This window comes from Streptomyces sp. CB02414, assembly GCF_001905385.1.
GTDB lineage: Bacteria > Actinomycetota > Actinomycetes > Streptomycetales > Streptomycetaceae > Streptomyces.
Genome location: NZ_LIPF01000005.1, coordinates 268,920 through 293,507 on the forward strand (window position 1 = coordinate 268,920; position 24,588 = coordinate 293,507).

22 protein-coding genes are annotated in these 24,588 nt (G+C 72.4%); 12 read left to right on the forward strand and 10 right to left on the reverse strand.

Annotated elements, in window-relative coordinates; all coding sequences use genetic code 11:
• The first annotated feature begins 241 nt into the window (after positions 1-241).
• Complete coding sequence (locus AMK11_RS37440; RefSeq protein ID WP_107429702.1) at positions 242-418, forward strand: hypothetical protein; 177 nt, start codon at positions 242-244, stop codon at positions 416-418.
• A 44-nt stretch (positions 419-462) separates the two neighbouring features.
• Positions 463-945 carry a GNAT family N-acetyltransferase gene (locus AMK11_RS18255; protein WP_073728411.1) on the forward strand — a complete coding sequence of 161 codons (483 nt, stop codon included), beginning with the start codon at positions 463-465 and terminating at the stop codon, positions 943-945.
• Positions 946-953: 8 nt separating this feature from the next.
• On the opposite strand, the gene AMK11_RS18260 is transcribed toward AMK11_RS18255, so the two are convergent.
• Together AMK11_RS18260 and AMK11_RS18265 are read right to left on the reverse strand one after the other, a co-directional pair.
• Complete coding sequence (locus tag AMK11_RS18260) at positions 954-2,297, reverse strand: amidase (RefSeq protein WP_073728413.1); 1,344 nt, start codon at positions 2,295-2,297, stop codon at positions 954-956.
• Positions 2,298-2,662: 365 nt separating this feature from the next.
• The gene (locus AMK11_RS18265) at positions 2,663-3,709 is read right to left on the reverse strand and encodes a LacI family DNA-binding transcriptional regulator (RefSeq protein ID WP_073728415.1); all 1,047 of its coding nucleotides are present in this window, start codon (positions 3,707-3,709) and stop codon (positions 2,663-2,665) included.
• Positions 3,710-3,926: 217 nt separating this feature from the next.
• Between AMK11_RS18265 and AMK11_RS18270 the strand changes: the two genes are divergently transcribed.
• From AMK11_RS18270 to AMK11_RS18290, 5 genes are all read left to right on the forward strand, one after another.
• Positions 3,927-5,216: an extracellular solute-binding protein gene (locus AMK11_RS18270; RefSeq protein ID WP_073728417.1), complete on the forward strand. Its 1,290-nt coding sequence runs from the start codon at positions 3,927-3,929 to the stop codon at positions 5,214-5,216.
• Positions 5,217-5,221: 5 nt separating this feature from the next.
• On the forward strand, positions 5,222-6,127 hold the full coding sequence (locus AMK11_RS18275; RefSeq protein WP_073728419.1) for a carbohydrate ABC transporter permease: 906 nt from the start codon (positions 5,222-5,224) through the stop codon (positions 6,125-6,127).
• A complete protein-coding gene (locus AMK11_RS18280; RefSeq protein ID WP_073728421.1) occupies positions 6,124-7,044 on the forward strand; it encodes a carbohydrate ABC transporter permease in 921 nt (306 codons plus the stop codon). Before AMK11_RS18275 ends, AMK11_RS18280 begins: the two co-directional genes overlap by 4 nt.
• A gap of 41 nt (positions 7,045-7,085) precedes the next feature.
• Positions 7,086-8,375 (forward strand): glycoside hydrolase 5 family protein, encoded by a 1,290-nt coding sequence (locus AMK11_RS18285; RefSeq protein WP_079187521.1) that lies wholly within the window; start codon positions 7,086-7,088, stop codon positions 8,373-8,375.
• 63 nt (positions 8,376-8,438) lie between these two features.
• A complete protein-coding gene (locus tag AMK11_RS18290) occupies positions 8,439-11,459 on the forward strand; it encodes an alpha-mannosidase (protein ID WP_073728425.1) in 3,021 nt (1,006 codons plus the stop codon).
• A 19-nt stretch (positions 11,460-11,478) separates the two neighbouring features.
• Here the strand turns inward: AMK11_RS18290 and AMK11_RS18295 are convergent, their stop codons facing one another.
• Positions 11,479-12,891 carry a lipase maturation factor family protein gene (locus AMK11_RS18295; protein WP_073728427.1) on the reverse strand — a complete coding sequence of 471 codons (1,413 nt, stop codon included), beginning with the start codon at positions 12,889-12,891 and terminating at the stop codon, positions 11,479-11,481.
• A 122-nt stretch (positions 12,892-13,013) separates the two neighbouring features.
• Between AMK11_RS18295 and AMK11_RS18300 the strand changes: the two genes are divergently transcribed.
• Entirely contained in the window at positions 13,014-15,104 is a 2,091-nt protein-coding gene (locus AMK11_RS18300) for a SpoIIE family protein phosphatase (RefSeq protein WP_073728429.1), read from the forward strand.
• Between the two features lie 58 nt (positions 15,105-15,162).
• The gene (locus tag AMK11_RS18305; protein ID WP_073728431.1) at positions 15,163-16,026 is read left to right on the forward strand and encodes an Fpg/Nei family DNA glycosylase; all 864 of its coding nucleotides are present in this window, start codon (positions 15,163-15,165) and stop codon (positions 16,024-16,026) included.
• A gap of 18 nt (positions 16,027-16,044) precedes the next feature.
• On the opposite strand, the gene AMK11_RS18310 is transcribed toward AMK11_RS18305, so the two are convergent.
• The 3 genes from AMK11_RS18310 to AMK11_RS18320 form a co-directional block, all read right to left on the reverse strand.
• Positions 16,045-16,698 (reverse strand): zf-HC2 domain-containing protein, encoded by a 654-nt coding sequence (locus tag AMK11_RS18310; protein ID WP_073728433.1) that lies wholly within the window; start codon positions 16,696-16,698, stop codon positions 16,045-16,047.
• 150 nt (positions 16,699-16,848) lie between these two features.
• Positions 16,849-17,364 carry a hypothetical protein gene (locus AMK11_RS18315; RefSeq protein WP_073728435.1) on the reverse strand — a complete coding sequence of 172 codons (516 nt, stop codon included), beginning with the start codon at positions 17,362-17,364 and terminating at the stop codon, positions 16,849-16,851.
• A gap of 141 nt (positions 17,365-17,505) precedes the next feature.
• Entirely contained in the window at positions 17,506-18,060 is a 555-nt protein-coding gene (locus AMK11_RS18320) for a sigma-70 family RNA polymerase sigma factor (RefSeq protein ID WP_073729034.1), read from the reverse strand.
• Between the two features lie 232 nt (positions 18,061-18,292).
• On the opposite strand from AMK11_RS18320, the gene AMK11_RS18325 reads away from it, so the two are divergent.
• Complete coding sequence (locus AMK11_RS18325) at positions 18,293-19,453, forward strand: CapA family protein (RefSeq protein WP_073728437.1); 1,161 nt, start codon at positions 18,293-18,295, stop codon at positions 19,451-19,453.
• 8 nt (positions 19,454-19,461) lie between these two features.
• Here the strand turns inward: AMK11_RS18325 and AMK11_RS18330 are convergent, their stop codons facing one another.
• Complete coding sequence (locus tag AMK11_RS18330; RefSeq protein ID WP_073728439.1) at positions 19,462-19,935, reverse strand: MarR family winged helix-turn-helix transcriptional regulator; 474 nt, start codon at positions 19,933-19,935, stop codon at positions 19,462-19,464.
• Between the two features lie 57 nt (positions 19,936-19,992).
• Between AMK11_RS18330 and AMK11_RS18335 the strand changes: the two genes are divergently transcribed.
• Positions 19,993-20,808 carry an alpha/beta fold hydrolase gene (locus AMK11_RS18335; protein WP_073728441.1) on the forward strand — a complete coding sequence of 272 codons (816 nt, stop codon included), beginning with the start codon at positions 19,993-19,995 and terminating at the stop codon, positions 20,806-20,808.
• Here the strand turns inward: AMK11_RS18335 and AMK11_RS18340 are convergent.
• Positions 20,805-22,220 carry an amino acid permease gene (locus tag AMK11_RS18340; RefSeq protein ID WP_073728443.1) on the reverse strand — a complete coding sequence of 472 codons (1,416 nt, stop codon included), beginning with the start codon at positions 22,218-22,220 and terminating at the stop codon, positions 20,805-20,807. The two genes, AMK11_RS18335 and AMK11_RS18340, sit on opposite strands and share 4 nt — an antisense overlap.
• Positions 22,221-22,321: 101 nt before the next feature.
• Positions 22,322-22,783: a universal stress protein gene (locus AMK11_RS18345; RefSeq protein WP_073728445.1), complete on the reverse strand. Its 462-nt coding sequence runs from the start codon at positions 22,781-22,783 to the stop codon at positions 22,322-22,324.
• A gap of 110 nt (positions 22,784-22,893) precedes the next feature.
• Here AMK11_RS18345 and AMK11_RS18350 point away from each other — a divergent pair, with 110 nt between their 5' ends.
• Complete coding sequence (locus tag AMK11_RS18350; RefSeq protein ID WP_073728447.1) at positions 22,894-23,730, forward strand: polysaccharide deacetylase family protein; 837 nt, start codon at positions 22,894-22,896, stop codon at positions 23,728-23,730.
• A 30-nt stretch (positions 23,731-23,760) separates the two neighbouring features.
• On the opposite strand, the gene AMK11_RS18355 is transcribed toward AMK11_RS18350, so the two are convergent.
• Positions 23,761-24,426 (reverse strand): class F sortase, encoded by a 666-nt coding sequence (locus AMK11_RS18355; RefSeq protein ID WP_073728449.1) that lies wholly within the window; start codon positions 24,424-24,426, stop codon positions 23,761-23,763.
• Positions 24,427-24,588 lie beyond the last annotated feature (162 nt).

Here is a 24,588-nt window from a genome sequence, read left to right on the forward strand (position 1 = left end):
CCCCGCTCATTTGGTTAATCTGGAGCGGACGGGCGGCAGTACAGGGTCCTACCCACACCCGAGGCCCACACCCAAGGTCCGTCACGGGACGAGCCCGTTCACAGCGGCCCGCTCTCGCACGAGTTACCGGCGCCACCGCGTCCGAACTGCATTCGACCCACATCCGAGCGGACGCCGAGGAGCCGGACGGCAGACTGGCCGACCAGGCCCCGAGGGTGACCCGACACATAAGGAGTGCGCGGTGACACCGGAGACGACGACGAGCCCAGAGCAACGCCCCGAGGAACACGCCGAGCGCGCGGGCCGCCGGCCCGGCCAGATCGGCAGCCTCGACGTGTGGGCGAGGTCCGCCCCCATCCGCCTCGCGGGCTACGAGGAGGACCTCGCCGAGCCGCACATCCTGCCCAGCGTGGACTGACCCACGGGGCCTGACGCGAGCATGGGCGTGCGAGACTCACGCCCATGCTGATCAGGGAAGCGACGGCCGGCGACTGGCCGCACATCTGGCCCTTCTGGCACCGCATCGTCGCGGCCGGCGAGACCTATGCCTGGGACCCGGACACCTCCGAGGAGGACGCCCGGGCGCTGTGGATGAACCCCGCCAAGCGGGTCTACGTCGCCGAGGACGACACCGGCACCGTCGTCGCCTCCGCCTACGTCACCCCCAACTACGGCGGCCCCGCCGCCCGCATCGCCAACGCCGGCTTCATGGTCGACCCCGACCGGGCCGGCCGCGGCACCGGACGCGCCCTCGCCGAGCACGTCCTGGCCGCCGCCAAGGCCGACGGATACCGGGGCATGGTCTTCAACGCCGTCGTCGAGACCAACCCCGCCGTCCGCCTCTGGACCTCCCTCGGCTTCACGGTCCTCGGCACCGTGCCGGACGCCTTCGAGCACCCCCGGCACGGGCGGGTGGGCCTGCACATCATGTACCGGGCGCTGTAGGACGCCGCTCAGTCCACGGGAGCCGTCCGCCGCCAGGGACGCAGCGCCTCGATCCGCTCCGCCAGCTCCAGCAGCGCCGCCTCCGACCCCGGGCGCCCCACCAGCTGTACGGCCGCGGGGGCGCCCGAGGGCAGGGCTCCGACCGGCACGGCCATGGCGGGCCAGCCGGTCAGGTTCCACGGCGGAGTGAAGGGCGAGTACGCGGAGTCGGCCGCGATGTTGCGCAGCCAGCCGCGCTCGTGCCAGGGGGCGGCGCTGGGGGAGCGGCGGGCCAGCGCCGGGGTGAGCAGGACGTCGTACTCGGCGAAGAACGGCTCCAGACGGGCGCGCAGTGCCTGCCGGGCGGCACCGGAGGCGGCGGTACGCACGAAGGGCCGCCCCAGGGCCGCGTGGACGCGGGTGCGCCGGGCCAGCAGCCGCCGGTCCAGTTCCCGCGCGTCCACGGACGTACCGGCCGTCCAGTGGGTCAGGGCGGTCACGCCCAGCGACGCCGGGTACGGCGGGTCCGCCCGCCGCACCTGGTGCCCCGCCCGCATCAGCACCCCGGCCGCCTCCCGGACGGCGTCGGCGTACGGGCGGGAGACGGTGACCCCGGCGAGCGGGCTGCGCAGGGACGCGGCGACGCGGAGGGCACCGGAGTCCTCACGGGCCGGCGGGGACGTGTCCGCGAGGACCGCGAGCAGCACCCGCGCGTCCTCGACCGTCGTGGCCAGCGGCCCGTTCTCGGACATGCCGAACCACTCGCCGTCGCCGATCTGGGCCGGCACCACGCCGTGCCCCGGCTTGATGGTGACCAGGCCGCAGTTGGCCGCCGGTATGCGCAGCGAGCCCATGCCGTCGTTGCCGAGCGCGACCGGCACCATCCCGGCGGCCACCGCCGCCGCGCTGCCGCCCGAGGAACCGCCCGCGGAGCGGGCCGGGTCCCACGGATTGCGGGCGGTGCCGTGCACGCCCTCGGTCGTGCCGAACACGCACAGTTCGGGGACGTTGGTCAGTCCCACCACCACCGCGCCCGCCGCCCGCAGCCGGGCCACGGTGACGTGGTCGGCGCCGGCCGGCGTGTCCGGCGTCGCGGCCGAGCCGACCCGGACGGACTCGCCCCGCACGGCGAGGTTGTCCTTGACCGCCACCGGCACGCCGGCCAGCGGGAGTTCGCCCAGGTCGCCCCGGGCGCCGACCTCGTCGGCCTCGGCGAGCGCGGCCTCGGCGCGCACCGCGCGGAAGGCGCCGACGCGGCCGTCGAGCCGCTCGATCCGGGCCAGATGCTCCGCCACCACCTCACGGGGCGTGGCCCGCTTCTCGCGTACGGCGGCGGCGATCTCGGCGGCGGTCCGGCCGGCCCAGTCGGTCATAGGGACTCCTCGGAGTGCGATGGGACGGGATTACTGGCGAGTACGCAGGCGGCACTCTGCCCGCCCGACACCCTCGCGTCGAGAGTGCGGGAGCCGCGGACCCGTGCGGCCCGCCGGGCCCACCCGATTCGGACCCGCCGTCCCCACCCGATTCGGGTCCTCGGGCCTGCGGCGTTCGGGCGTGCTGGGCTCGCTCGGTTCGGGTCCGTCGGGCCCACGCGGTTCGGGCCTGCCGGTCCTGCTCGGTTCGGGTCCTCGGGCCTGCGGCGTTCGGGCGTGCTGGGCTCGCTCGGTTCGGGTCCGTCGGGCCTGCGGCGTTCGGGCGTGCTGGGCCCGGCACGTCGGAGTGGCCGGGCCCGCCGCGTTCAGACCCGCCGGGCCGGCCCTGTGCTGTCCCGCTCGATCAGCCGCGGCACCGGAACCCGGACCGTCCGGGCCGGACCGCCGTCCAGGAGGGCGGTCAGTTCCGTCGCCGCCGTGCGGCCGAACTCCACGCTGTCCCGGGACAGCGCGGACAGCCACGGCTTGACCATCCGGCACAGCGCCGAGTCCTCCCAGGCCACCACCGACACGTCCGCCGGCACCGAGAAGCCGAGTTCCGCCGCCGCGGCGACCCCGGCGACGGCCATCACGTCGTTGTCGTAGACCAGGGCGGTCGGGGGAGCGGCGCTCTCCAGGGCCCGGCGGGTGACGGCCGCGCCCTCCGCGTCGGAGTAGTCGGTGGTCACCGACTGGACCTCGGTGAGGCCCCGCCGCTCCGCCTCGGCGCGCAGGGCCCGGATCCGGCGCTCGGTGTGGGCGAGCCCCGGCAGCCCGGCGATGTGCGCGATCCGCCGGTGGCCGAGCGCGAAGAGCCCGTCCACCAGAGCGGCCATCGCGCCTGCGTCGTCCGCCCACACCGTCGACAGCCCGGGGTGGCGCTCGTCCGGGGCCCCGCCGATCACCACGGCCGGCAGCCCGAGTTCGTCGAGCAGGTCCGGGCGCGGGTCGTCCGTGCGCGGGTCGACCACCAGGACGCCGTCCACGCGGTGCTCGGCCCACCAGCGCCGGTAGACCCCGCACTCCGCGTCGACGTCCTCGGACACCTGGAACAGCAGCCCCAGATGGCGCCGCGCCAGCACCTCCTGGATGCCGGAGACCAGTTGCAGGAAGAACGAGTCCACGCCGAGCGTGTGCGCGGGGCGGGCCAGTACGAAGCCGACCGTCGCCGCGCCCTCGCCGGACAGCGCGCGGGCCGCCGTACTGGGCCGCCAGCCCAGTTGTTCGGCGACCCGGCGCACCCGGTCACGGGTGACCTCGGAGACCCCCGGCCGGTCGTTCAGCGCGAAGGAGACCGCGCTCTCGGAGACCCCGGCCCGCCGTGCGATGTCCTTCATCGTCGGCCGGCGCGCGGCGGGCCGTCTGGCCGGCATGCGCGTTCCTTTCTCCAATACATCAGCTAAAGCGCTTGAGTGGGAAGATCCTAAAGCGCATTAGTGGGCCTGGCAAGTAACCGCTCAAGACGGCTCTGACCTGCGCTAATGCTGCCCCTGCCGCATTAGTTGCCGTGAATCCATTGACTTTCTGCGAACGCGGCGTGCATGGTCATCGTCATCCCACCGCCGACGTCCTCCAGGGAGACGTGTCACCGTGCCCACATCGCGCAGAAGCCTCGCTGCCGCAGCCGTAGCCGCCCTCGTCCTGCCGCTCAGCGCCTGCGGGTCGGGAGGGGACGGCGGTTCGTCCGACGCCTCCGGCAAGGTCGAGGGCGACATCACCTTCCAGACCTGGAACCTGCGGGCCAACTTCAAGGACTACTTCGAGGGCCTGATCGCGGACTTCGAGAAGAAGTACCCCGGTACCGACGTCAAGTGGGTCGACCAGCCAGCCGAGGGCTACGCCGACAAGATCAGCGCCGACGCCGCCGGGGGCACCCTGGCCGACGTCGTCAACGTCTCCCCGGACCTCGCCGCCCCGCTCGCCACGGCCGGCCTCGCCCTCGACCTCGACAAGGCCGCCGGGCAGTACGAGAAGGACTACCTGGAGGCCGCCTGGGCCAGCCAGCAGGTGCCAGGCATGGAGGGGACCTACGCGTTCCCCTGGTACCTCAACACCGGCCCGCTGTTCTACAACAAGTCCCTGTTCGAGAAGGCCGGTCTCGACCCCGAGAAGCCACCGACGACCTACGACGAACTCTTCGACACCGCGCTGCAGATCGCCCGGAAGACTGACGGCGAGGTGGCCACCCTCGCCAACGTGCCCACCATCGAGGACTTCGGCCGCTACGGCGTCCCGCTCATGAACGAGGAGGGCACGGCCTTCGCCTTCAACGACGCCAAGGGCGTCGAACTCCTCACCCGCTACAAGGAGCTGTACGACGCCGGAGGCCTCGACTCCCAGGCGCTCACCGCCACCCCCGAGTCCTCCGGCAAGAAGTTCCTGACCGGCGCCGTCGCCATGAACCCCGGCAGCGCGCTCGACCTCGCCAACTTCAAGAAGCAGGCCCCGAGCCTGTACGAGAACATCGGCATCACCGACCAGATCACCAGCACCGGCCACGTCAACATGTACGTCATGGGCCTGCTGGTGAACTCCCAGAGCGACCGCAAGCCCGCCGCGGTCGCCTTCGCCCGCTTCGTCACCGACGCCGCCCACCAGACGTCGTTCGCCAAGCAGGTCGCCGTCTTCCCCAGCAGCGCCGGTTCGCTGGACGACCCGTACTTCACCAAGGAGGACGGGACCGACGAGACCCGGGTCCGGGTGGCCGCCGCCAAGTCGCTGAAGACCGCCGTCAACTACACGCCCGTGCTGTTCAGCGAGCAGATGAAGACCGAGCTGCGCAACGAGGTCGCCAAGGCGCTCCAGGGCAAGCAGAGCCCCGAAGAGGCTCTTGACAACGCTGTCAAGGCCTGTGACCGGCTCCTGAAGCAGCAGGGCTGAGGGTCATGGCGAGCTCCACCGTGTCCTCCGGCACGCGCCGGGTGCGGCGCCAACTGCCCAGCAGCCCCTGGCTGTTCGCCGCACCCGGACTGCTGATCGCCGGCGCGTTCATCCTCTACCCGTTCGTCTCGACGCTGGTCAACTCCTTCACCGACCGCCGGACCCTGGTCCCGGGCGAGTTCGTGGGCCTGGCCAACTTCCGCGAACTGCTCCACGACGACATGTTCTGGATCGGCCTGCGCAACAGCACCCTGTACGTCCTCGGGGTTGTGCCCGCGCTCGTCCTGCTGCCGCTGCTGCTCGCGCTGCTGGTGCAGAAGAGCATCCCCGGCATCACCTTCTTCCGGTCCGCCTTCTACACCCCGGTCGTCGCCTCGATCGTCGTCGTCGGGCTGATCTGGGTGTGGATGCTGGACGAACGCGGCCTGGTCAACGCGGTGCTGGAGACCATCGGCGTCGGCCGGATCGGCTTCCTCAGCGACCAGTGGCTGATCCTGCTCAGCGCCATGGCCGTCACGGTCTGGAAGGGCCTCGGCTACTACATGATCATCTACTTGGCCGCGCTGGCCAACGTGCCCCGCGAACTGCACGAGGCGGCCGCCGTGGACGGCGCGGGCCCGGTCCGCCGCTTCCTCACCGTCACCATGCCCGCCGTGCGCTCCACCATGGTCCTGGTCGCGGCCCTCGCCTCGGTCGCCGCCTTCAAGGTGTTCTCCGAGGTGTACCTGATGGCGGGCCCGGACGGCGGCCCGGCGGGCGAGGACACCACCCTCGTCATGCTCGTGCAGCGCACCGGCACCGGCCTGACCGGCCGCGTCGGCTACGCCTCGGCCATCTCCGTCGTCGTCTTCGCCGTCACCGTCGTCCTGATGCTGCTCGTGCTGCGCGCCGACCGGAAGGAGGAGTCGTGAGCGTCACGGAGAAGGTCCGCCCCGCCGCGGCGCAGCCGGCGCCGTCCCCGGCCCGCACCCGGGAACCCCGGATCACCGACGAGAACGGCCGGCGGGTACGCGTCTGGGAACTCGTCCTGCGCTACCTGCTCCTGCTCGGCGTGCTCGCCCTGACCATCGGCCCGTTCCTGTGGCAGCTGTCGACCTCGCTGAAGGGCCCGACGGAGGACATCTTCAGCTCCCCGCCGAAGTTCCTGCCCTCCGATCCCACCCTGCACAACTACGAGCGGGTCGCCGAGACCATCCCCGTCTGGGACTACGCGCTGAACTCGCTGAAGGTCGCCGCCGCCAACGTCGTGACCAACTGCGTCGGCGCCGCGCTCGCGGGCTACGCCCTGGCCCGGCTGCGCTACCGCGGCCGCCGCGTCGCCACCCTGGTCTTCATCCTGACCATGCTCGTCCCGGTGGAGGGCATCATCATCGCCCAGTTCACCACCATGCGGGAGCTCGGCCTCAACAACACCCTGGTCGGCGTCCTGCTGCCCGGCTGCGTCAGCGCCCTCAACGTGCTGCTCATGCGCAACGCGTTCCTCAACCTGCCCTACGAGATCGAGGAGGCGGCCTTCGTCGACGGCGCCAACGTCTGGCAGCGGTTCTACCGCATCGCCCTGCCCGCCGTGAAGGGCACCCTCGCGGTCGTCGCGATCTTCGCCTTCATGGGGGCCTGGGACGACTTCCTGTGGCCGCTGATCGTGCTGAGCGACCCGTCGAACTTCACCCTCACCATCGGTCTCAACTACCTGCACGGCACCTTCGCCAACGACGAACGCCTCGTCGCCGCGGGCACGATCATCGCCGTCGCGCCGCTGATCGTCCTCTTCGCCTGCCTCCAGCGGTACTTCTTCCGCGGGGTCGGCGAGGGCGCGGTCAAGGGCTGATCCACCCACTTCCCCCTCACAAGGACACTGAAGGACACTGCATGCCTGCTCCCGTGCGCTTCGGCGTCAACTACACCCCGAGCGTCGGGTGGTTCCACCACTGGCTCGACTTCGACCTGGACTCCGTGCGCGCCGACCTCGACTCCGTCGCCGCACTGGACGTGGACCACATCCGCGTCTTCCCGCTGTGGCCCTACTTCCAGCCCAACCGCTCCCTGATCCGCGAGCGGGCGGTCGAGCACCTGGTGTCCCTGGTCGACGCGGCCGGCGAACGCGGCCTCGACGTCAACGTGGACGGCCTCCAGGGCCATCTGAGCAGCTTCGACTACTTGCCGGCCTGGACCCGCACCTGGCACCGCCGCAACCTGTTCACCGACCCCGACGTCATCGACGGCCAGGCCACCTACCTGCGCACCCTCGCCGCCGCCCTCGCCGGCCGGCCCAACTTCCTCGGCATGACCCTCGGCAACGAGGTCAACCAGTTCTCCGCCGGGCCCCACCCCGACCCGGACCGGGCCACCGGCGACCAGATCGACGCCTGGCTGGAGCGGATGCTGGCCGCCTGCGAGGAGGGCGCCCCCGGCCGGATGCACCTGCACGCCGAGTACGACGCGACCTGGTACCAGGACGACCAGCCCTTCACCCCGGCCCAGGCCGCCCGGCGGGGCGCCGTGACGGCCGTCCACTCCTGGGTCTTCAACGGCACCGCCCAGCGTCACGGCCGCACCTCGGTACCGAGCGAGCACCACGCCGCCTACCTGATCGAGCTGAGCAAGGCCTGGGCCGACGACCCGCACCGCCCGGTCTGGCTCCAGGAGGTCGGCGCCCCCGCACCGCTCGTCCCCGCCGAGCACGCCGCCGCCTTCACCGAGGCGACCATCGCCAACGCGCTGGACTGCCCCGGCCTGTGGGGCGTCACCTGGTGGTGCTCCCACGACGTGTCCCGGGCCCTGGCCGACTTCCCCGAGCTGGAGTACGGGCTCGGGCTGCTGACCAACGACCGCCGCCCGAAGGACACGGCACGGGTCCTGGCGAGCGCGGCGCGCGCGGCCCGGGACGCAGCCCGTCCGGCTTCCGCCCGCACCACGGCCCTCGCCGTGCCGGCCGACCCCGCCGCCCGCTCGGCCTGCGCCCCCGGCGGCGCCGTCTTCGACGCCTTCTTCCGGCTGGTCGCCGACGGCGCCCGCCCCACCACCGTCCTCGACACACACACCACCGACACCGGACACCTCGCCGCGCGCGGCATCACCGAGGTCGTCACTCCCGGCGACGTGCTCGCCGCCCCCGCCCCGGACGATTCGGACGGCGCCCGGCGGGGGAGCTGTACCTGACGTCGGCCCCGTCGTCGTGACCCACCCCTGGCAACCACCCGCCCCCGACCCCGGAGCACCCGCATGCATGACGACCGCAACCTGGTCGAAGCCCGTCTCAAGCGCGTCCTCGACGAGCGCATCCGCCCCGCTGTCTACCCCGAGTCCGTGCCGCTGGACGTGGCGGTCTGGAACGCGCCCGGCGAGCCCGTGCCGGTCGAGGAGGGACTCGCGGCCGACCCCGAGCCGATCGCGGTGGGCGCCCGCTGGGGCGCGCCCTGGGGGACCAGCTGGTTCCGCGTCACCGGCACCGTGCCTATGGAGTGGGCCGGCCGGACCGTCGAGGCGATCCTCGACCTCGGCTTCGACGAGAACATGCCCGGCTTCCAGTGCGAGGGGCTGGTCTACCGCCCCGACGGCACCCCGGTGAAGGGACTCAACCCGCGCAACCAGTGGGTGCGGATCGGCGCCCCCGTCGAGGGCGGCGAGCAGGTCCGCCTGCACGTCGAGGCGGCCTCCAACCCCGTCATCCTCGACTACCACCCCTTCGTGCCCACCCGGCTCGGCGACAAGGACACCGCGGGCAGCGAACCGCAGTACACCCTCGCCCGCATGGACCTCGCCGTCCTCGACGAGACGGTGTGGAACCTGGTGCTCGACCTGGAGGTGCTCGGCGAGCTGATGGCCGAGCTGCCCGTGGAGTCGCCGCGCCGCTGGGAGATCCTGCGCGCGGTCGACAAGGCCCTGGACGCCGTCGACCTCCAGGACGTGAACGGCACGGCGGAGCAGGCCCGTTCCCGCCTCACCGAGGTGCTGTCCGCCCCGGCCGTCCCCTCCGCGCACCGCGTCAGCGCCGTCGGCCACGCGCACATCGACTCGGCGTGGCTGTGGCCGCTGCGCGAGACCGTGCGCAAGGTGGCCCGCACCACCTCCAACATGACCGCCCTCCTGGAGGACGAGCCGGACTTCGTCTTCGCCATGTCGCAGGCCCAGCAGTGGGCGTGGGTGCGCGACCACCGGCCCGAGGTGTGGGCGCGGGTGAAGAAGGCCGTGGCGGACGGGCGGTTCGTGCCCACCGGCGGCATGTGGGTCGAGTCGGACACCAACATGCCCGGTTCCGAGGCGATGGCCCGGCAGTTCGTGCACGGCAAGCGCTTCTTCCTCGACGAGTTCGGCGTCGAGAACGACGAGGCGTGGCTGCCGGACACCTTCGGCTTCGCGGCCGGACTCCCGCAGATCATCAAGGCGGCCGGCGCCAAGTACCTGCTGACGCAGAAGATCTCCTGGTCGCAGACGAACAAGTTCCCGCACCACACCTTCCGCTGGGAGGGCATCGACGGCACCCGGATCTTCACCCACTTCCCGCCCGTCGACACCTACAACTGCTCCATGAAGGGCGGCGAGATCGCCCACGCGGCGAAGAACTTCAAGGACAAGGGCGTCGCCCGGCACTCCCTCGCCCCCACCGGCTGGGGCGACGGAGGCGGCGGCACCACCCGCGAGATGGTCGCCAAGGCGGCCAGGATGCGCGACCTCGAAGGCTCGGCGACGGTCGAGTGGGAGACCCCGCACGCCTTCTTCGAGAAGGCCGAGGCCGAGAACCCGCAGCCGCCCGTCTGGGTCGGCGAGCTCTACCTCGAACTGCACCGCGCCACCCTCACCAGCCAGGCCAAGACCAAGCAGGGCAACCGCCGCAGCGAACACCTCCTGCGCGAGGCCGAACTGTGGGCGGCGACGGCGGCCGTCCGCGCCGGGTTCCCCTACCCGTACGACGACCTGGACCGCATCTGGAAGACGGTCCTGCTGCACCAGTTCCACGACATCCTGCCCGGCTCCTCCATCGCCTGGGTGCACCGCGAGGCCCGTGCCACCTACGACAAGGTCGCCGAGGAACTCGACGGGATCATCGAGGCCGCCCAGCGCGCCCTGGCCGGCGAGGGCGACACCCCGCTGGTCTTCAACTCCGCCCCGCACACCCGCTCCGGTGTCCGGTCGGGCGCGGCCGCGGCTCCCGCCACCGACGGCCGCACCGACCTGACCCCGCGCCCGGGCGGCGGGCACGTCCTCGACAACGGCCGGCTCCGCGTCGAGATCGACGGACGCGGCCTGGTCGTGTCGGCGTACGACCTCGCCGCCGACCGCGAGACCATCGCGCCGGGCGCGGCGGGCAACCTGCTCCAGCTGCACCCCGACTTCCCGAACATGTGGGACGCCTGGGACGTCGACGAGTTCTACCGCAACACGGTCACCGACCTCACCGACGCCGACGAGGTCGCCCCCGGCGACGACGGCGCCTCGGTGCGGATCACCCGCTCCTTCGGCTCCTCCCGCGTCACCCAGGTGCTGACGCTGGCGCCGGGGGAGCGGCGGCTGGAGGTGGACACCGAGGTCGACTGGCACGAGACGGAGAAGTTCCTCAAGCTCGCCTTCCCGCTCGACGTGCACGCCGAGCGGTACGCGTCCGAGACCCAGTTCGGGCACTTCCACCGGCCCACCCACACCAACACCAGCTGGGAGGCGGCCAAGTTCGAGGCCTGCAACCACCGCTTCCTGCACCTGGAGGAGCCCGGCTGGGGCGTGGCCGTCGTCAACGACTCGACGTACGGCCACGACGTGACCCGCACCGTCCGCGGCGAGGGCGACCAGGGCACGACGACCACCGTGCGGGTCTCCCTCCTGCGCGCCCCGCGCTTCCCCGACCCCGAGACCGACCAGGGCGTGCACCGCTTCCGGCACGCGCTGGTGCCGGGCGCGGGCATCGGCGACGCCGTGCGCGAGGGCTGGCGGATCAACCTGCCGGAGCGGCACGTGACGGGCGCCGGCGAGGTCGCGCCGCTGGTCTCGGCCGACCGGGACGCGGTCGTGATCACCGCCGTCAAGCTCGCCGACGACGGCAGCGGCGACGTCGTGGTCCGCTTCCACGAGGCCCACGGCGGCCGGGCCCGCGCCACGCTCACCACCGGGTTCGCGGTCGCGGACGTGCGGGTGACCGACCTGCTGGAACGCCCGCTCGCGGACGCGGAGGCCCCCCGGCCGGACGGCGACCGGATCGCCGTGAGCCTGCGTCCGTTCCAGCTGATGACCCTGCGGCTGAAGCGCGCCTAGCGCCTCCGGCCGGCCCGGCTCACGGGGAAGTGGTGAGCCGGGTCGGCGGCAGGTACTCCCGCACGTACGTCCGCTCCCAGCACGCGCCCGTCTCCCGCAGCTCGCGCCACGTCGTGTACCGGTAGCGGTACAGCCGGGCGCGGACGAAGCGCGGCGGCGCGTCGGGAGGGAACGGGGAGCGGCGCAGCAGTTTCAGCGTGGCCCGGTCGTTCTCCAGGAGCCGTTCCACCAGGGTGCCGAACCACGACCCGGCGTACGACGGCGACAGCGCGGCGAACCACATTAGCCAGTCCAGCCGCAGGTGGTACGGCGCGAACTGGCGCGGCCAGCGGCGGGGATCACCGGGCTTGCCCTTGAACTCGTACTCCCGCCAGTCCCCGTCCGCGCGGGCCACCTCGTCGGCGGTGCCCTCGATCACCACCTCGTAGCGCACCCGGCTGACGGAGCCGAAGGCGCCGTAGGTGTTGACCAGGTGGAGCGAGTCGAAGGAGCGGTTCATCACCTGGCGCCGGGAGATCATGTTGCGCACCGGCCGGTGGCTCAGGAACACCAGCACCGCCGCCACCGCCAGGACGACGACCTCGTACCAGAGCGGCGCGGCCGCCACGGACGGCGAATCGGCCGGGAAGCGGACCACCGACAGGGCCAGCACGATGGTGATCCAGTTCAGCCAGGAGAAATTGCCCGAGAGAACCAGCCAGAGCTGGGTCGCGAGCATCAGCGCCGCGGCCGCCGTCGACACGGGGTGCGGGGCGAACAGCAGGAAGGGCACCACGAGCTGCGTCACGTGGTTCGCGGCCACCTCGGCGCGGTGCAGCGGCCGGGGCAGGTGGTGGAAGAACCAGCTCAGCGGGCCCGGCATCGGCTGGGTCTCGTGATGGTGGTCCAGGCACGTCAGCTTCCGCCAGCACTCGTCGCCCCGCATCTTGATCAGCCCCGCCCCGAACTCCACCCGGAAGAGCAGCCAGCGCAGCAGGAACAGCACGACGACCGGCGGCGCCACCTCGTCGTTGCCGAGGAACACGGCGACGAACCCGGTCTCCAGCAGCAGTGACTCCCAGCCGAAGGAGTACCAGGTCTGCCCGACGTTGACGATCGACAGGTACAGCACCCACGGCACCAGCCACAGCAGCATCGCGCCCCACAGCGGCAGCAGCGAGTCCACTCCCGCCACCAGCGCCGCCGACACCGCGCAGCCCGTCCACGCCACGACCGCGAAGAGGCCGTCCGAGTAGCGCAGCTGGAACAGGCTCGGTGCCCGCTTGAACGGCACGCGCTCCACGAAGCGCGGCACCGGAGTCAGACCTCGCTCCCCCAGCAGCGGGCGGAACTGCAGGGCCGCCGTCAGGAACGCGACCAGGTACATGACCGCCAGACCCCGCTGGAAGACCAGCCGGGCCGTCCAGTAGTCGGGTGCGGTGAACCACTCCACGGCCGCGCTCCTCTCGTACGGTCACGCCCTGTGTACCCCGGCCGGCCGCGGGCCCCCGTCCGACGCCCCGGGCGGCGGAGCAGGAGTCGAAGAATCGGGCGAATCCTGGCAAGGTAGGGCCCATGGCTGATCGGGGAGCGAGTGCCCCGTCACTCCCGGAGGACTGGCCCGCCCACCCGGACCCGATCCTGGCGCTCAACCGCATGGGCAGCTTCGACTGGGACCTGGACACGGGACTGTTCCACATGGACGCCCAGGCCCACGAGGTGTTCGACCTGCGCCCCGAGGAGTACGACGGGCGTCCCGAGTCGCTGTCGGTGCGCGTGCCGGCGGCCGAGGGCAGCCGCCTGGACGCCATCGTCGCCCGCGCCATGAAGGACGGCAGCGAGAACTACGGCACCTACTTCCGACTGCGCCGCCGCGACGGCACCCTGCGCTGGACCCGCACCCAGGGCTACATCCGCCGGGACGAGACCGGCCGCCCCCGCCGCATCATCGGCATCGTCCGCGACGCCACCCAGGAGGTCGCCGACATCGAGTCCCGCCGCGAGCAGGCCGCCCAGGACGAGGCCCGCCGCCGGCTCACCAACGTCGTCCAGCTCGCCACGGCCGCCCTCGCGCACGCCCGCACGGTGGACGAGGTCATCGAGGTCCTGCGCGACACCCACGGCCTCACCCGGCTGGGCGCCACCAGCCTCGTCATGGGCCTGGTCGAGGCCGGCCGCATCCGGCTGGTCGCCGACGGCCCCGACAACAGCTTCGTCCCCGGCACCCGCGTCACCCGGATCGACGAGCCCTACCCGATGAGCGAGGCGGTACGGACGCTCAGCCCCCGCTTCATCGAGTCGCCTCAGGAGTTCGCCGAGCGCTATCCCCTGCTCTGGCAGGGCATCACCCACCTGAACATCACCGCGGCCGCCTACCTCCCGCTGATCGCCCAGGCCCGGCCGATCGGCGCGATCGGACTGCTCTACAGCGACCGGCACGGCTTCTCCCCGGAGGACCGCAACGTCCTCGTCGCGCTCGGCAGCGGCATCGCGCAGAGCCTGCAGCGGGCCATGCTCTACGAGCAGGAGATGGACCTCGCCGAGGGCCTGCAGCAGGCGATGCTGCCGCGCACCATCCCCAGCGTGCCGGGCTGCGACGTCGCCGTCCGCTACCGCGCGGCCTCCATCGGCGGCGCCCTCGGCCGGGACATCGGCGGCGACTGGTACGACCTGATCCCGCTGCCCGGCGGCCGGGTCGGTGCCGTCATCGGCGACGTCCAGGGGCACGACACGCACGCCGCCGCCGTCATGGGCCAGCTCCGCATCGTGCTGCGCGCCTACGCCGCCGAGGGCCACCCGCCGGCCACGGTGATGGCCAGGGCCTCCGTCTTCCTCCACGAACTCGACACCGACCGCTTCGCGACCTGCCTGTACGCGGAGGCAGACCTGGCCACCGGAGTGGTGCAGGTGGTCCGCGCCGGGCACATCGACCCGCTGCTGCGCTCCGGCGACGGAAGCTGCCGCCGTGTCCCGGTCGAGGGTGGGCTGCCGCTCGGGCTGTCCGCCGAGTTCGGCCGCCTCGCCTACCCGGTCTCCACCGTGGAGCTGGACCCGGGCAACACGCTGCTGCTGTGCACCGACGGCCTGGTCGAGCAGCCCGGCGCGGACCTCGACGAGGGCGTCCAGGTGCTGACCGCGCTGGTCGCCTCCGGCCCGCAGGACGTGCGGGACCTGGCGGACCGGCTCATCGACGTGGCCGAGGAGCGCCGCGGCGACGACGACGTGGCGCTGCTCCTGCTGCGCCGCCACGGCACCGGCGCCCCGAGGACCTTCGGGCGGCTCCAGCAGCACGTGTCGCCGGGCGACCCCGAGGCGCTGACGGAAGCCCGGCACATGATCCGCGCCGCCGTCCGCGCCTGGGGCGCCTCCGGGCAGAGCGACGAGATCGAACTGGTCGCCGACGAACTGGTCACCAACGCCCTCATGCACACCGAGGGCTCGGCGATCGTCACCCTGCGGCTGCTCACCGGCACCGACCGCAGGCTGCGGGTCGAGGTCGAGGACTCCTCCAGCGCGCTGCCGCGCCGCCGCGAGGCCGGGGACGACGGCGTCTCGGGACGCGGGCTGCTCCTGGTCGAGACGCTCGCCGACGTGTGGGGCGTGGAGGCGCGCGGCGGCGGCAAGTGCGTGTGGTCCGAGTTCCTGGTGTCCCACCGCACGGGCTGAGTCCCGGCGTCCGGGCCGTCCCACTGGCACCGTCGGTCCCCGGTGGCACTCTGGACGTATGCCAGAACTGCCCGAGGTCGAGGCGCTCAGGGACTTCCTGACCGAACACCTGACCGGCCGCGAGATCGTCCGGGTCCTGCCGGTGGCGATCAGCGTCCTGAAGACGTACGACCCGCCGCTCACCGCCCTGGAGGGCCACCGGGTGGCCGCCGTCCACCGCCACGGCAAGTTCCTCGACGTCGAGACCGCCGACGGCCCGCACCTGGTGACCCACCTGGCCCGTGCGGGCTGGCTGCACTGGAAGGACAGCCTGCCCAGCGGCCCGCCCCGCCCCGGCAAGGGCCCCCTCGCCCTGCGCGTCGCCCTGGAGACGGGCGCCGGCTTCGACCTGACGGAGGCGGGCACGCAGAAGCGGCTCGCGGTGTATGTCGTGGCCGACCCGCGGGAAGTACCGGGCGTGGCACGGCTCGGTCCCGACCCGCTCGCCGACGGCTTCGACGAGGCGCGCTTCGCCGCCCTCCTCCGGGGCGAGCGGCGGCAGCTCAAGGGCGCCCTGCGCGACCAGAGCCTGATCGCGGGCGTGGGCAACGCGTACAGCGACGAGATCCTGCACGCGGCGAGGATGTCCCCGTTCAAACTGGCCGCCTCGCTCACCGACGAGGAGACCGCGCGGCTGTACGCGGCCCTGCGCACCACGCTCACCGAGGCCGTCGAGCGCTCCCGGGGCGTCGCGGCCGGCCGGCTGAAGTCCGAGAAGAAGAGCGGGCTGCGCGTCCACGGCCGCACCGGCCTACCCTGCCCGGTGTGCGGCGACACCGTCCGCGAGGTCTCCTTCAGTGACTCCTCGCTCCAGTACTGCCCGACCTGCCAGACCGGCGGCAAGCCACTGGCCGACCGGAGGCTGTCCCGGCTGCTGAAGTGACGGTCACCCGGCGCGGTGTCACCCGGCGGGCAGCGTCACCAGGCGCTCCCCGTCCGCGGTCCGCACCTCGTAGCGGGCGATCTGGTCGGGGTGCAGGGCGGCCCCTCCGCGCATGGTGTTCGGCCGGGCGTCGTGTCCGGGGACCATCCAGCTGGTGACCGTCTGCTCGGTGCCGTCGCGGCCGACGGCGACCAGCCGGCAGGGCCGCGGGCCCGCCGCGTCCTTGACGGTGAGTTCCACTCCGGTGCCCCAGGCGTGGTCCTCGGCCGAGACCCGTGCCCACACCCCGGACCGTTCGTCGGTCGCGGTGAGCCGGACCGCTGGTGCGTCGGCCTGGCCCGCGTAGAGGACGGCGCCGGGGCCGGCCACGGCGCACACGACGGCGGCGGCCACGGCGTACTGCACGCGCCTGCGGCCCGACCGGCGCAGCGCGGCGACCTCGGTCAGCAGCCGGTCCAGCAGGCGCGGGCCGGGCCGGGGCACGGGGTGGACGGGACGGGGAGTGGCCTGCCGGTACAGCATCAACTGGCGGGTGGCGGGACCGAATTCGGTCATCTGCGTCGCGCACCGCGGGCATTCCATGAGGTGGTCCTCGAAGCGGAACGCGTCCGCCTCGTCCAGCACGCCGAGCGCGTAGGCGCCGACGTCACGATGGCTTTCCAGGGACCTCATGCCGAATCCTCGTGCCGTTGGGTGCGGGTGGGGTTACTCCGTGCTCCCACCCGTACGCACCGGGAGGCCGAATCACTCAAGCCACGTACAGAATCGCAACCAAGGGGTTCGGAGCGGCGGAGCCGGCGGATTGGTCCCCGCTCGAAGGAATCAGAAAAGGTGGATGGCGAGGTGGCCGAGCGGCAGCCCCAGCTGCCAGGCCGGCGTCCACACCTTCGGTCCCTCGTCCTCGCCGGTCACCGGCGCCCCGCCGGGCACCGCGTTCAGGTCCGGGGCGAGCAGTTCGGTCTCCTCGAGCCAACGCCAGGCGGCCCGGGCCATGTCCAGGTCCGGCGAGTGCCGGCCGGCGGCGACGGCGTCGGCCGTGACCTCGGCGAGGCGCACACGCACCCACTCCTGCCACGGCTGGTCGTAGGCGGTCAGCGACAGCCAGGTCTCCAGCCGGGTGATGACCCGGATGCCGCTCAGCTCGTCCTCGGTGTCGGACAGGAAGACGGTCAGCGCCAGCGCGTCGCGTCCGGCGCGGAACTCGAAGGACGTCGGCGGCATCAGGTCGCCGGTCCGCAGCAGCTCGTCGGCGATGTACTCGGCGTACAACCACGCCATGGGGACGGCCAGTTCGCCCCCGCCGGTGCCGTCCGTGCTCTCTTGACCTCTGTGCAGCATTCCTTCCTGCCTTCCTCCGGTGCGTGCGCGTCGCCCGACCCGGGTCGTGGGCCCCCGTCCGGAACACGGATGAGGACAGCCGATTACTCAACCGGGGTCCACGGCAAGGCGCTTTACGGAGGTTTGACCATACGGTCGGTTTCACCGCAGGTCGGCGGCGTATCCCGGTAGCACCCTGCGCAGGGCGCGCAGCGCGTAGTACGCGCGGGACTTCACGGTACCGGGTGGGATGCCCAGGGCTGCCGCGGCTTCCGCCACACTCGCCCCCTGGAAGTACACCAGCACCAGGACTTCACGGTGCTCGGGGGTGAGAGTCTTCACAGCCTCGCGCACGTCCAGGGCGGCGGCGGCCCGTTCGGCGTGATCGGCGCAGACCCGCGCGTTCTCCAGCACGGCGTCGCCGACCTCGGCGGGGCGCGCCTGCCGGGCCCGACGCGCGTCGATCGCCAGGCGCCTGGCCACGGTGAGCAGCCAGGGCCGTACGGAGTCGAAGTCGTCGGCGCGCAGTGCCTCGGGGTGCTGCCAGGCGCGCACCAGGGTCTCCTGCACGAGGTCCTCGGCGCGTTGCCGGTCCCCGTCGCTGAGCCGCAGCAGCAGCGCGAAGAGCGGCCGGCCGTGCTCGCGCTGCAGTGCGGCGAGCTCGTGCTCGGCGGTCGTCTCGCTGGTCCTGTCCATCAGGGTGATTCCGGCCGTCATGGCCGTATGGCACCGCAGGGTGCCGCCGGGGGACAGGGCGCGCGCACGGGTGTGCGACGGACGGTCGATCGCGTCGACGAACGGTTCGACGAACGGTCGGCACACCCCGCTCGCGCACGCCGGACGGGCTAATGAGCGTGTCGGAGCCGCCCGGGGCCACAAGGGACCCATTACCTGTTTGTAAGTAAATGTGACTTTTCCTCGGTGTGTGCGACCCCAGCGGAGTGAACGGATGATCACACGCAGTCGGCAGGTGGCCCTGGCCCTGACCGCCCTCCTCACCGCGGGCGCGGCCTGCCAGGCCCGCGACCCCGAACCGCCGAAGCCGAAGCCGCCGGCCCCGGCCCCGTCCGCCGCGGACAACGGCTCCTTCACCCTGGTCGCCTCCGGCGACGTCCTGCCGCACGACTCGATCATCGACCGGGCCCGCTTCGACGCGGGCGGCACGGGCTACGACTTCCGCCCCATGCTGGCGGGCGCCCGGCCCGTGGTCTCCGGCGCCGACCTGGCCCTGTGTCACATGGAGACCGTCTACGGCGCGAACGGCGACTACAGCGGCTACCCCCTGTTCAAGTCCCCGCCGGAAGTGGCCAAGGCGCTGGCCGCCACCGGTTACGACGGCTGCTCCACCGCCTCCAACCACAGCGTCGACGACGGCGCCGACGGCATCCGCCGCACCCTGGACGCCCTCGACCGCGCCGGTGTGCGGCACGCCGGGACGGCGCGCTCCGAGGCCGAGGCGCGCACCACCACCGTCCTGCGCGCGGGCCGGGCCGACGTCGCCCACCTCGCCTACACCCTCCACACCAACGGCCACCCGCTGCCCGACGGGCAGCCCTGGGCGGTGGACATGATCGACGAGGAGCGGATCGTCACGGACTCCCGGGCCGCCCGGGAGTCCGGCGCGGACGTCGTCGTCGTGTCCCTGCACTGGGGGACCGAATGGCAGGACGAGCCCGACCAGGACCAGTTGACGCTGGCCCGCCGCCTGACCGCCGCCCGTGCCGGCGACCGTCCCGCCATCGACCTGATCCTCGGTACCCACGCCCACGTGCCCCAGGCGTACGAGAAGGTCAACGGCACCTGGGTGGTCTACGGAATGGGCGACCAGATCGCGGGCGAGATGATCAACGGCGACGGCGAACGCGACCCGCGCGGCAACCAGTCGTCCATCGGCCGCTTCACCTTCGCCCCGCCCGAGCGGCCCGGCGAGCGCTGGCGGGTGACCAAGGCCGAGTTCGTCCCGCAGCTGTTCGACGTCGACGCCGGCCGGGTGGTGAACCTCAACCGCGCACTGGACAAGGGCGCCGAGGTGAAGGCCGTGCGCGACCGCATCCGCGACGTCGTGCTCAGCCGGGGCGCGGCCGAGGACGGGCTGGTGATGGGGAAGTAGCGCGGAGGTCAGGCGTCGTCCAGATGGTCCAGGGCCGTCAGCATCGCCCCGAGCACCCGCAGGCAGGTGGTGACGTCGGTGTCGGTGAGGTCGCCGCCGACGTCGCGCAGCAGCCGGTGCTCCCGGTCCAGTACGGCGGTGACGGCGTCCTGGCCCGGCCCGGTCAGCCGGACCAGCGACGACCGTCGGTGCGCCGGGTTCGGGATGGTCTCGACCAGGTCCTGCGCCGCTGCCTCGTTGACCATGCGCTGCACGAACTGCCGGCTGATCGCCTGGGCCCGGCCCATCTGCGGCACGGTCATCGGCCCGTTGCGGTGCAGCAGCGTCAGCACGGCGCGTACGCCGACGGACAGGCCGTGGGTGGCCAGACCCTGCTCGACGCTGCGCTGAGCGCGCCGGTAGAGGGGGCCGACCAGGTCGTAGACCTCGGTGAGCCGCCGGGCCAGCGCGTCCGGTGGGAGGGGCGTGTCGGTGTCCTTCACTCCGCCATGATGACACCTGGGTTGCCAAAATGGACGCAGAATGACACCTTGGTTGTCATGACGGCTGCTTCGGACATGCGTTTCTTCGCCTCCTCGGACGGTGACCTCGCCTACCGCGACACCGGGACCGGGGACCCGGTCGTCCTGCTGCACTCCGGGTTCGTCGACCACCGGGTCTTCGACGCCCAGATCCCGGTCCTGGCCGCCGGACACCGGGTGATCGCGCCGGACGTCCGCGGTCACGGCGCCTCGGCCAACGCCACCCGGCCGTTCCGCTGGGCCGACGACCTCGCCGCCCTGCTGCGCCACCTCGACGCCGGGCCCGCGGTGCTCGTCGGTGTCTCCATGGGCGGGGCCATCGCCACCGACACGGTGCTGGAGTACCCGGAACTGGTCCGCGCGGTGGTGGTCTCGGGCGCGGCCACCAGCGAGTTCGAGTACACCGACCCCTGGGTGCGGCAGGTGCAGGCCGACCAGGCCCGCGCCCTGGGCGCGGGCGACGTCGAGGGCTGGCTCGCCGCGTTCCTGCGCTTCGTGCCCGGCGAGCACCGCACCCTCGACGACATCGACCCCGCCGTCCTGACCCGGCTGCGGGAGATGGCCCTCGGCACCCTCGCCAAGCACACCCCGGACGAGGAGAACCACCACGTGCCGATGACCGGCACCTGGTCCCGCGTTCCGAAGATCGACGTACCGGTCCTCACGGTCAACGGCGCCCTGGACGCGCCCGACCTGATCGCCGAGGCGGAACGGCTCGCCCGTACGGTCCCGGACGGCCGTTCCGTCGTCGTCGAGGGCACGGCCCACTACCCGAACATGGAGCGGCCGGAAGCCTTCAACGAGATCGTCTCCGGCTTCCTGGACGGCCTCTAACCCCGCCGCGCCAGCTCCGACTTCCGGTACGAGTACCCGAAGTAGATCACCAGGCCGAGCGCGAACCACACGGCGAACCGCGCCCACGTCTGCCACTGCAGGAACGTGATCAGCCAGACCGAGAAGACGATGCCCAGCGCCGGCACGAACGGCATGAAGGGCGTCCGGAAGGTGCGCGGCAGGTCCGGCTGCCGGTAGCGCAGCACGATCACCGCCGCGCACACCACCACGAAGGCCAGCAGGATGCCGATGTTGGTCAGCTCGGCCGCCTCGCCGATCGGCAGGAACCCGGCGATCAGCGCCGACGCGACACCGACGATCCAGGTCACCCGGGTCGGCACGTGCCGCGTCGGGTGCGTCTTGGCGAACCACTTGGGCAGCAGCCCGTCGCGCGACATGGAGAACCACACCCGGGTCACGCCCAGCATGAACGTGAACATCACAGTCAGGATGCCGATGATCGCGCCCACCGCGATCACGTCGGCCAGACCGCTCAGCCCCACCGACTTGAAGGCCGTCGAGAAGCCGCTCTCCGGGTCGATGTCCGGGTAGTTCTGCATGCCGGTCAGCACCAGACAGGCCGCCACGTACAGCACCATCGAGATGATCAGCGAGTAGATGATCGCCTTAGGCATGTGCCGCTGGGCGTCCTTGGACTCCTCGGCCGCCGTCGACATGGCGTCGTAGCCGAAGACCGCGAAGAAGACCGTCGCCGCGCCGGTGAACGCCCCGCCCACCCCGTACGGGAAGAACGGGTCGTAGTTCGAGGTGTCGATGTGGAAGACGCCGACCGCGATCACCAGCAGTACCACCAGTACCTTCAGGACCACCACGACCATCTCGAACCGGGCCGCGTTCTTGATGCCCAGGTTCAGCAGGTACGCGATGAGCAGGCACAGCAGCGCGGCGAACAGGTCGACCCGGTGGCCGTCGCCGGTACCGGGCGCGCCCAGCATCCAGTTGGGGATGTCGGCGCCCATCTCCCCGACCAGGAAGCTGAAGTAGCCGGAGATTCCGATCGCGACCACCGCCACGATCGCCGTGTACTCCAGCAGCAGGTCCCAGCCGATGAACCAGCCCGCCAGCTCACCGAGGACCGCGTACCCGTAGGTGTAGGCGGAGCCCGCCTTCGGGATCATGCCGGCGAACTCGGCGTACGACAGGGCCGCCGCCGCGCTCGCGACGCCCGCGATGAGGAAGGAGACGAGGACCGCCGGGCCCGCCGTGCCGTTGGCCACCGTGCCGGCCAGGGTGAAGATCCCCGCCCCGATGATGCCGCCCACGCCGATCGCGGTCAGCTGCCACAGCCCCAGCGTCCGCTGCAGGCGGGCGCCCTCACCGCCCTCCGTGTCCTCGATCTGCTCGATGGGTTTGCGACGGAGAACACCTTCGCCCATGCGGAACCCGGCCATGCGCCTCACCTCTTTGTGAACGGCAAACGGCTGACGGTGGATCATGATGACTCACACACGCCTGCCGGGGAAGCACGACGCACACGCCACGAAGACCGGTGCTACGGCACCACGGTCACCGGCCAGCGCCCCGCCTTCACCAGCCGCACCGCGACCGACCCCACGATCCGGTGCCCGGCCTGCTCGGACGCGCCGACGACGACGGCGTCGGCCGTCAGTTCGTCGGCCGCCTTCACCAGACCGTTGTACGGGTCGCCGCGGAAGGTGTGGAACTCCCAGCGCACGTCGAATATCCCCTTGGCCCGCTCGGCCGCCTCCCGGATCTGTGCCACCAGGTCCTCGGCGATCTCGTCGGTCGTCTCCGCCACCGGAGCCCCGAGCGCCGCACCCGCCGCCAGCACCGGCTGCACGTACACCACGGCGAGCAGCGCGCGCTGGCGCCGGGCCAGACCGCCGGCGTAGGCCGCCGCCCGCAGCGAGGAGTCGGAGCCGTCCACCCCGACGACGATGACCTTGGGCCCGTCCGTGCCCCGCTCGAACCGCTGGGCGTGCTGTTCCGTCACGCGGCGAGGCTATCGGAGGCGCTCCCGGTTCTGCTCCGTGCGGGTGGTTCCATGCCGCCGCCCCGGTGTTTCTCAGGTGCGCCGGACCCGTGCCGGGCGACTGATGAGTCATGCAGAAGGATCAGTTGCTCACCCGGCGCCGCGCCCTGCTGGCCGGTGCCGCGGCCGTCGGAGCGGCCGGCACCGCCGGCGTACTGGCGGTGGGCCCGGGGGGCGGGCCGGCCCCGACGGCCGCGCCCGCCCCGGGCCCCGTGGCACGCCGCCCGCTCAAGCCGTCCGCCTACCGCCTCCAGCCCCTGACCGGATACGGCGCGCCCGGAAACGCGCCCCGGCAGCCCCCGGTGCGCAGCGAGCCGATCCTGCGGGTGTCGGGCCGGGGCCGGATCATGATGCTCACCTTCGACGACGGACCCGACCCCCGCTACACCCCGGACATCCTGGACACGCTGGCCGAGTACGACGTGCGCGCGACGTTCTTCGTCTGCGGGGAGATGGCCGACCACAACCGGGACCTGCTGTCCCGGATGGCCGACGAGGGGCACGTCGTCGGCAACCACACCTGGTCGCACCCGCTGCTGACCCGGCTGACCCGGCGCCGCATCCGCTCCGAGATGGAGCGCACGTGCGAGGTCGTCGAGCAGGCCTACGGGGAGGCGCCCCGCTGGTTCCGGGCTCCCTACGGGGCGTGGAACCGCGCCGCCTTCCAGCTCGGCGCGGAGCTGGGCATGGAGCCGCTCGCCTGGACCGTGGACACCCTCGACTGGACCACCCCCGGCACCGGCACCATCGTCGAGCGGGTCGAGGACGGCGCCGCCCCCGGCGTCGTGGTGCTCTCGCACGACGCCGGGGGCGACCGCTCGCAGAGCGTCCGGGCCCTGCGCAGGTACCTTCCCGAGCTGCTGGACTCCGGCTACCACCTCACCGTCCCCCGCCGCCGGTTCGTCTGACGCCCGCCGCGCCCGAGGACCGGGGTCCGCTCAGCGGACCTCGGTCATGCGGGCGAAGGCGACGACGTTCCCCTCGTAACCGTTCTGCTTGGAGAAACCCCCGCCGCAGGTGATGACCCGCAGTTCGGGGCTCCCCTTGGAGGCGTACACCCGGTCGCCGGGGAAGTCGTCCTTCGCGAACACCTCGATGCCGTAGATCTCGAAGACCGCCGTCTTCCCGTCCTGGCGGTGCACCTCGACCTTGTTCCCCTTCTTGAGGGCACCGAGTCCGTAGAAGACGGCGGGACCCTGCTGGTTGTCGACGTGGCCGACCACGACCGCCGTGCCCTTCTCGCCCGGGGTGACCGCGCCGGTGAACCAGCCCGCCAGGTTCGGGTCCTCGGGGGGCGGCGCGTCGACCCAGCCCTCGGCGTCGAGGCCGACCGGCATGACGGGCGCGTCGACCTGGATGGCGGGGATGCCGACCCGGTCGGGCACCGAGTACGACAGCGGGGCGAGCCCCGTGGCGGCTTGGGCCTCGTCCGCGGCGCGGGTGTCGGAGGCGGCGGCCGACGCCGGCTGCGGCGGGCCCTGGTCGAACTCCCCCGAACCGTTCCGGATGAGCGCGAGCCCGGTCAGCAGCACCAGCGCTATCACGCCCCAGGGAGCACGCTTCCTGCGCCGCTCCTCCTCTTCGGCCCACTCGGACGTGTCCATCGGCCTTCCCCTCTCGACCCGGCCGTCGCCGTGTCTTTCGCGCATACGGGCACGCTAAGCGCCGCGCGGGCGACCGGCGACGGGGCGGTGGCGAACGGGTGGCGGGGCCGTCCCCCGGTGAGCCATCCGGGACGCGGCCGGACGGAATCTCCTGACGGTCCG

Excerpts from the sequence above, each read along its gene's own strand:
- AMK11_RS18285 (WP_079187521.1), top strand. The coding sequence starts at position 7,086 with ATGCCTGCTCCCGTGCGCTTCGGCGTCAACTACACCCCGAGCGTCGGG.
- AMK11_RS18310 (WP_073728433.1), bottom strand. The coding sequence starts at position 16,698 with ATGAGGTCCCTGGAAAGCCATCGTGACGTCGGCGCCTACGCGCTCGGC.
- AMK11_RS18305 (WP_073728431.1), top strand. The coding sequence starts at position 15,163 with ATGCCAGAACTGCCCGAGGTCGAGGCGCTCAGGGACTTCCTGACCGAA.
- AMK11_RS18335 (WP_073728441.1), top strand. The coding sequence starts at position 19,993 with ATGACGGCTGCTTCGGACATGCGTTTCTTCGCCTCCTCGGACGGTGAC.
- AMK11_RS18265 (WP_073728415.1), bottom strand. The coding sequence starts at position 3,709 with ATGCCGGCCAGACGGCCCGCCGCGCGCCGGCCGACGATGAAGGACATC.
- AMK11_RS18275 (WP_073728419.1), top strand. The coding sequence starts at position 5,222 with ATGGCGAGCTCCACCGTGTCCTCCGGCACGCGCCGGGTGCGGCGCCAA.
- AMK11_RS18315 (WP_073728435.1), bottom strand. The coding sequence starts at position 17,364 with ATGCTGCACAGAGGTCAAGAGAGCACGGACGGCACCGGCGGGGGCGAA.
- AMK11_RS18300 (WP_073728429.1), top strand. The coding sequence starts at position 13,014 with ATGGCTGATCGGGGAGCGAGTGCCCCGTCACTCCCGGAGGACTGGCCC.
- AMK11_RS18290 (WP_073728425.1), top strand. The coding sequence starts at position 8,439 with ATGCATGACGACCGCAACCTGGTCGAAGCCCGTCTCAAGCGCGTCCTC.
- AMK11_RS18340 (WP_073728443.1), bottom strand. The coding sequence starts at position 22,220 with ATGGCCGGGTTCCGCATGGGCGAAGGTGTTCTCCGTCGCAAACCCATC.
- AMK11_RS18350 (WP_073728447.1), top strand. The coding sequence starts at position 22,894 with ATGCAGAAGGATCAGTTGCTCACCCGGCGCCGCGCCCTGCTGGCCGGT.
- AMK11_RS18260 (WP_073728413.1), bottom strand. The coding sequence starts at position 2,297 with ATGACCGACTGGGCCGGCCGGACCGCCGCCGAGATCGCCGCCGCCGTA.
- AMK11_RS18320 (WP_073729034.1), bottom strand. The coding sequence starts at position 18,060 with ATGACGGCCGGAATCACCCTGATGGACAGGACCAGCGAGACGACCGCC.
- AMK11_RS18255 (WP_073728411.1), top strand. The coding sequence starts at position 463 with ATGCTGATCAGGGAAGCGACGGCCGGCGACTGGCCGCACATCTGGCCC.
- AMK11_RS18325 (WP_073728437.1), top strand. The coding sequence starts at position 18,293 with ATGATCACACGCAGTCGGCAGGTGGCCCTGGCCCTGACCGCCCTCCTC.
- AMK11_RS18355 (WP_073728449.1), bottom strand. The coding sequence starts at position 24,426 with ATGGACACGTCCGAGTGGGCCGAAGAGGAGGAGCGGCGCAGGAAGCGT.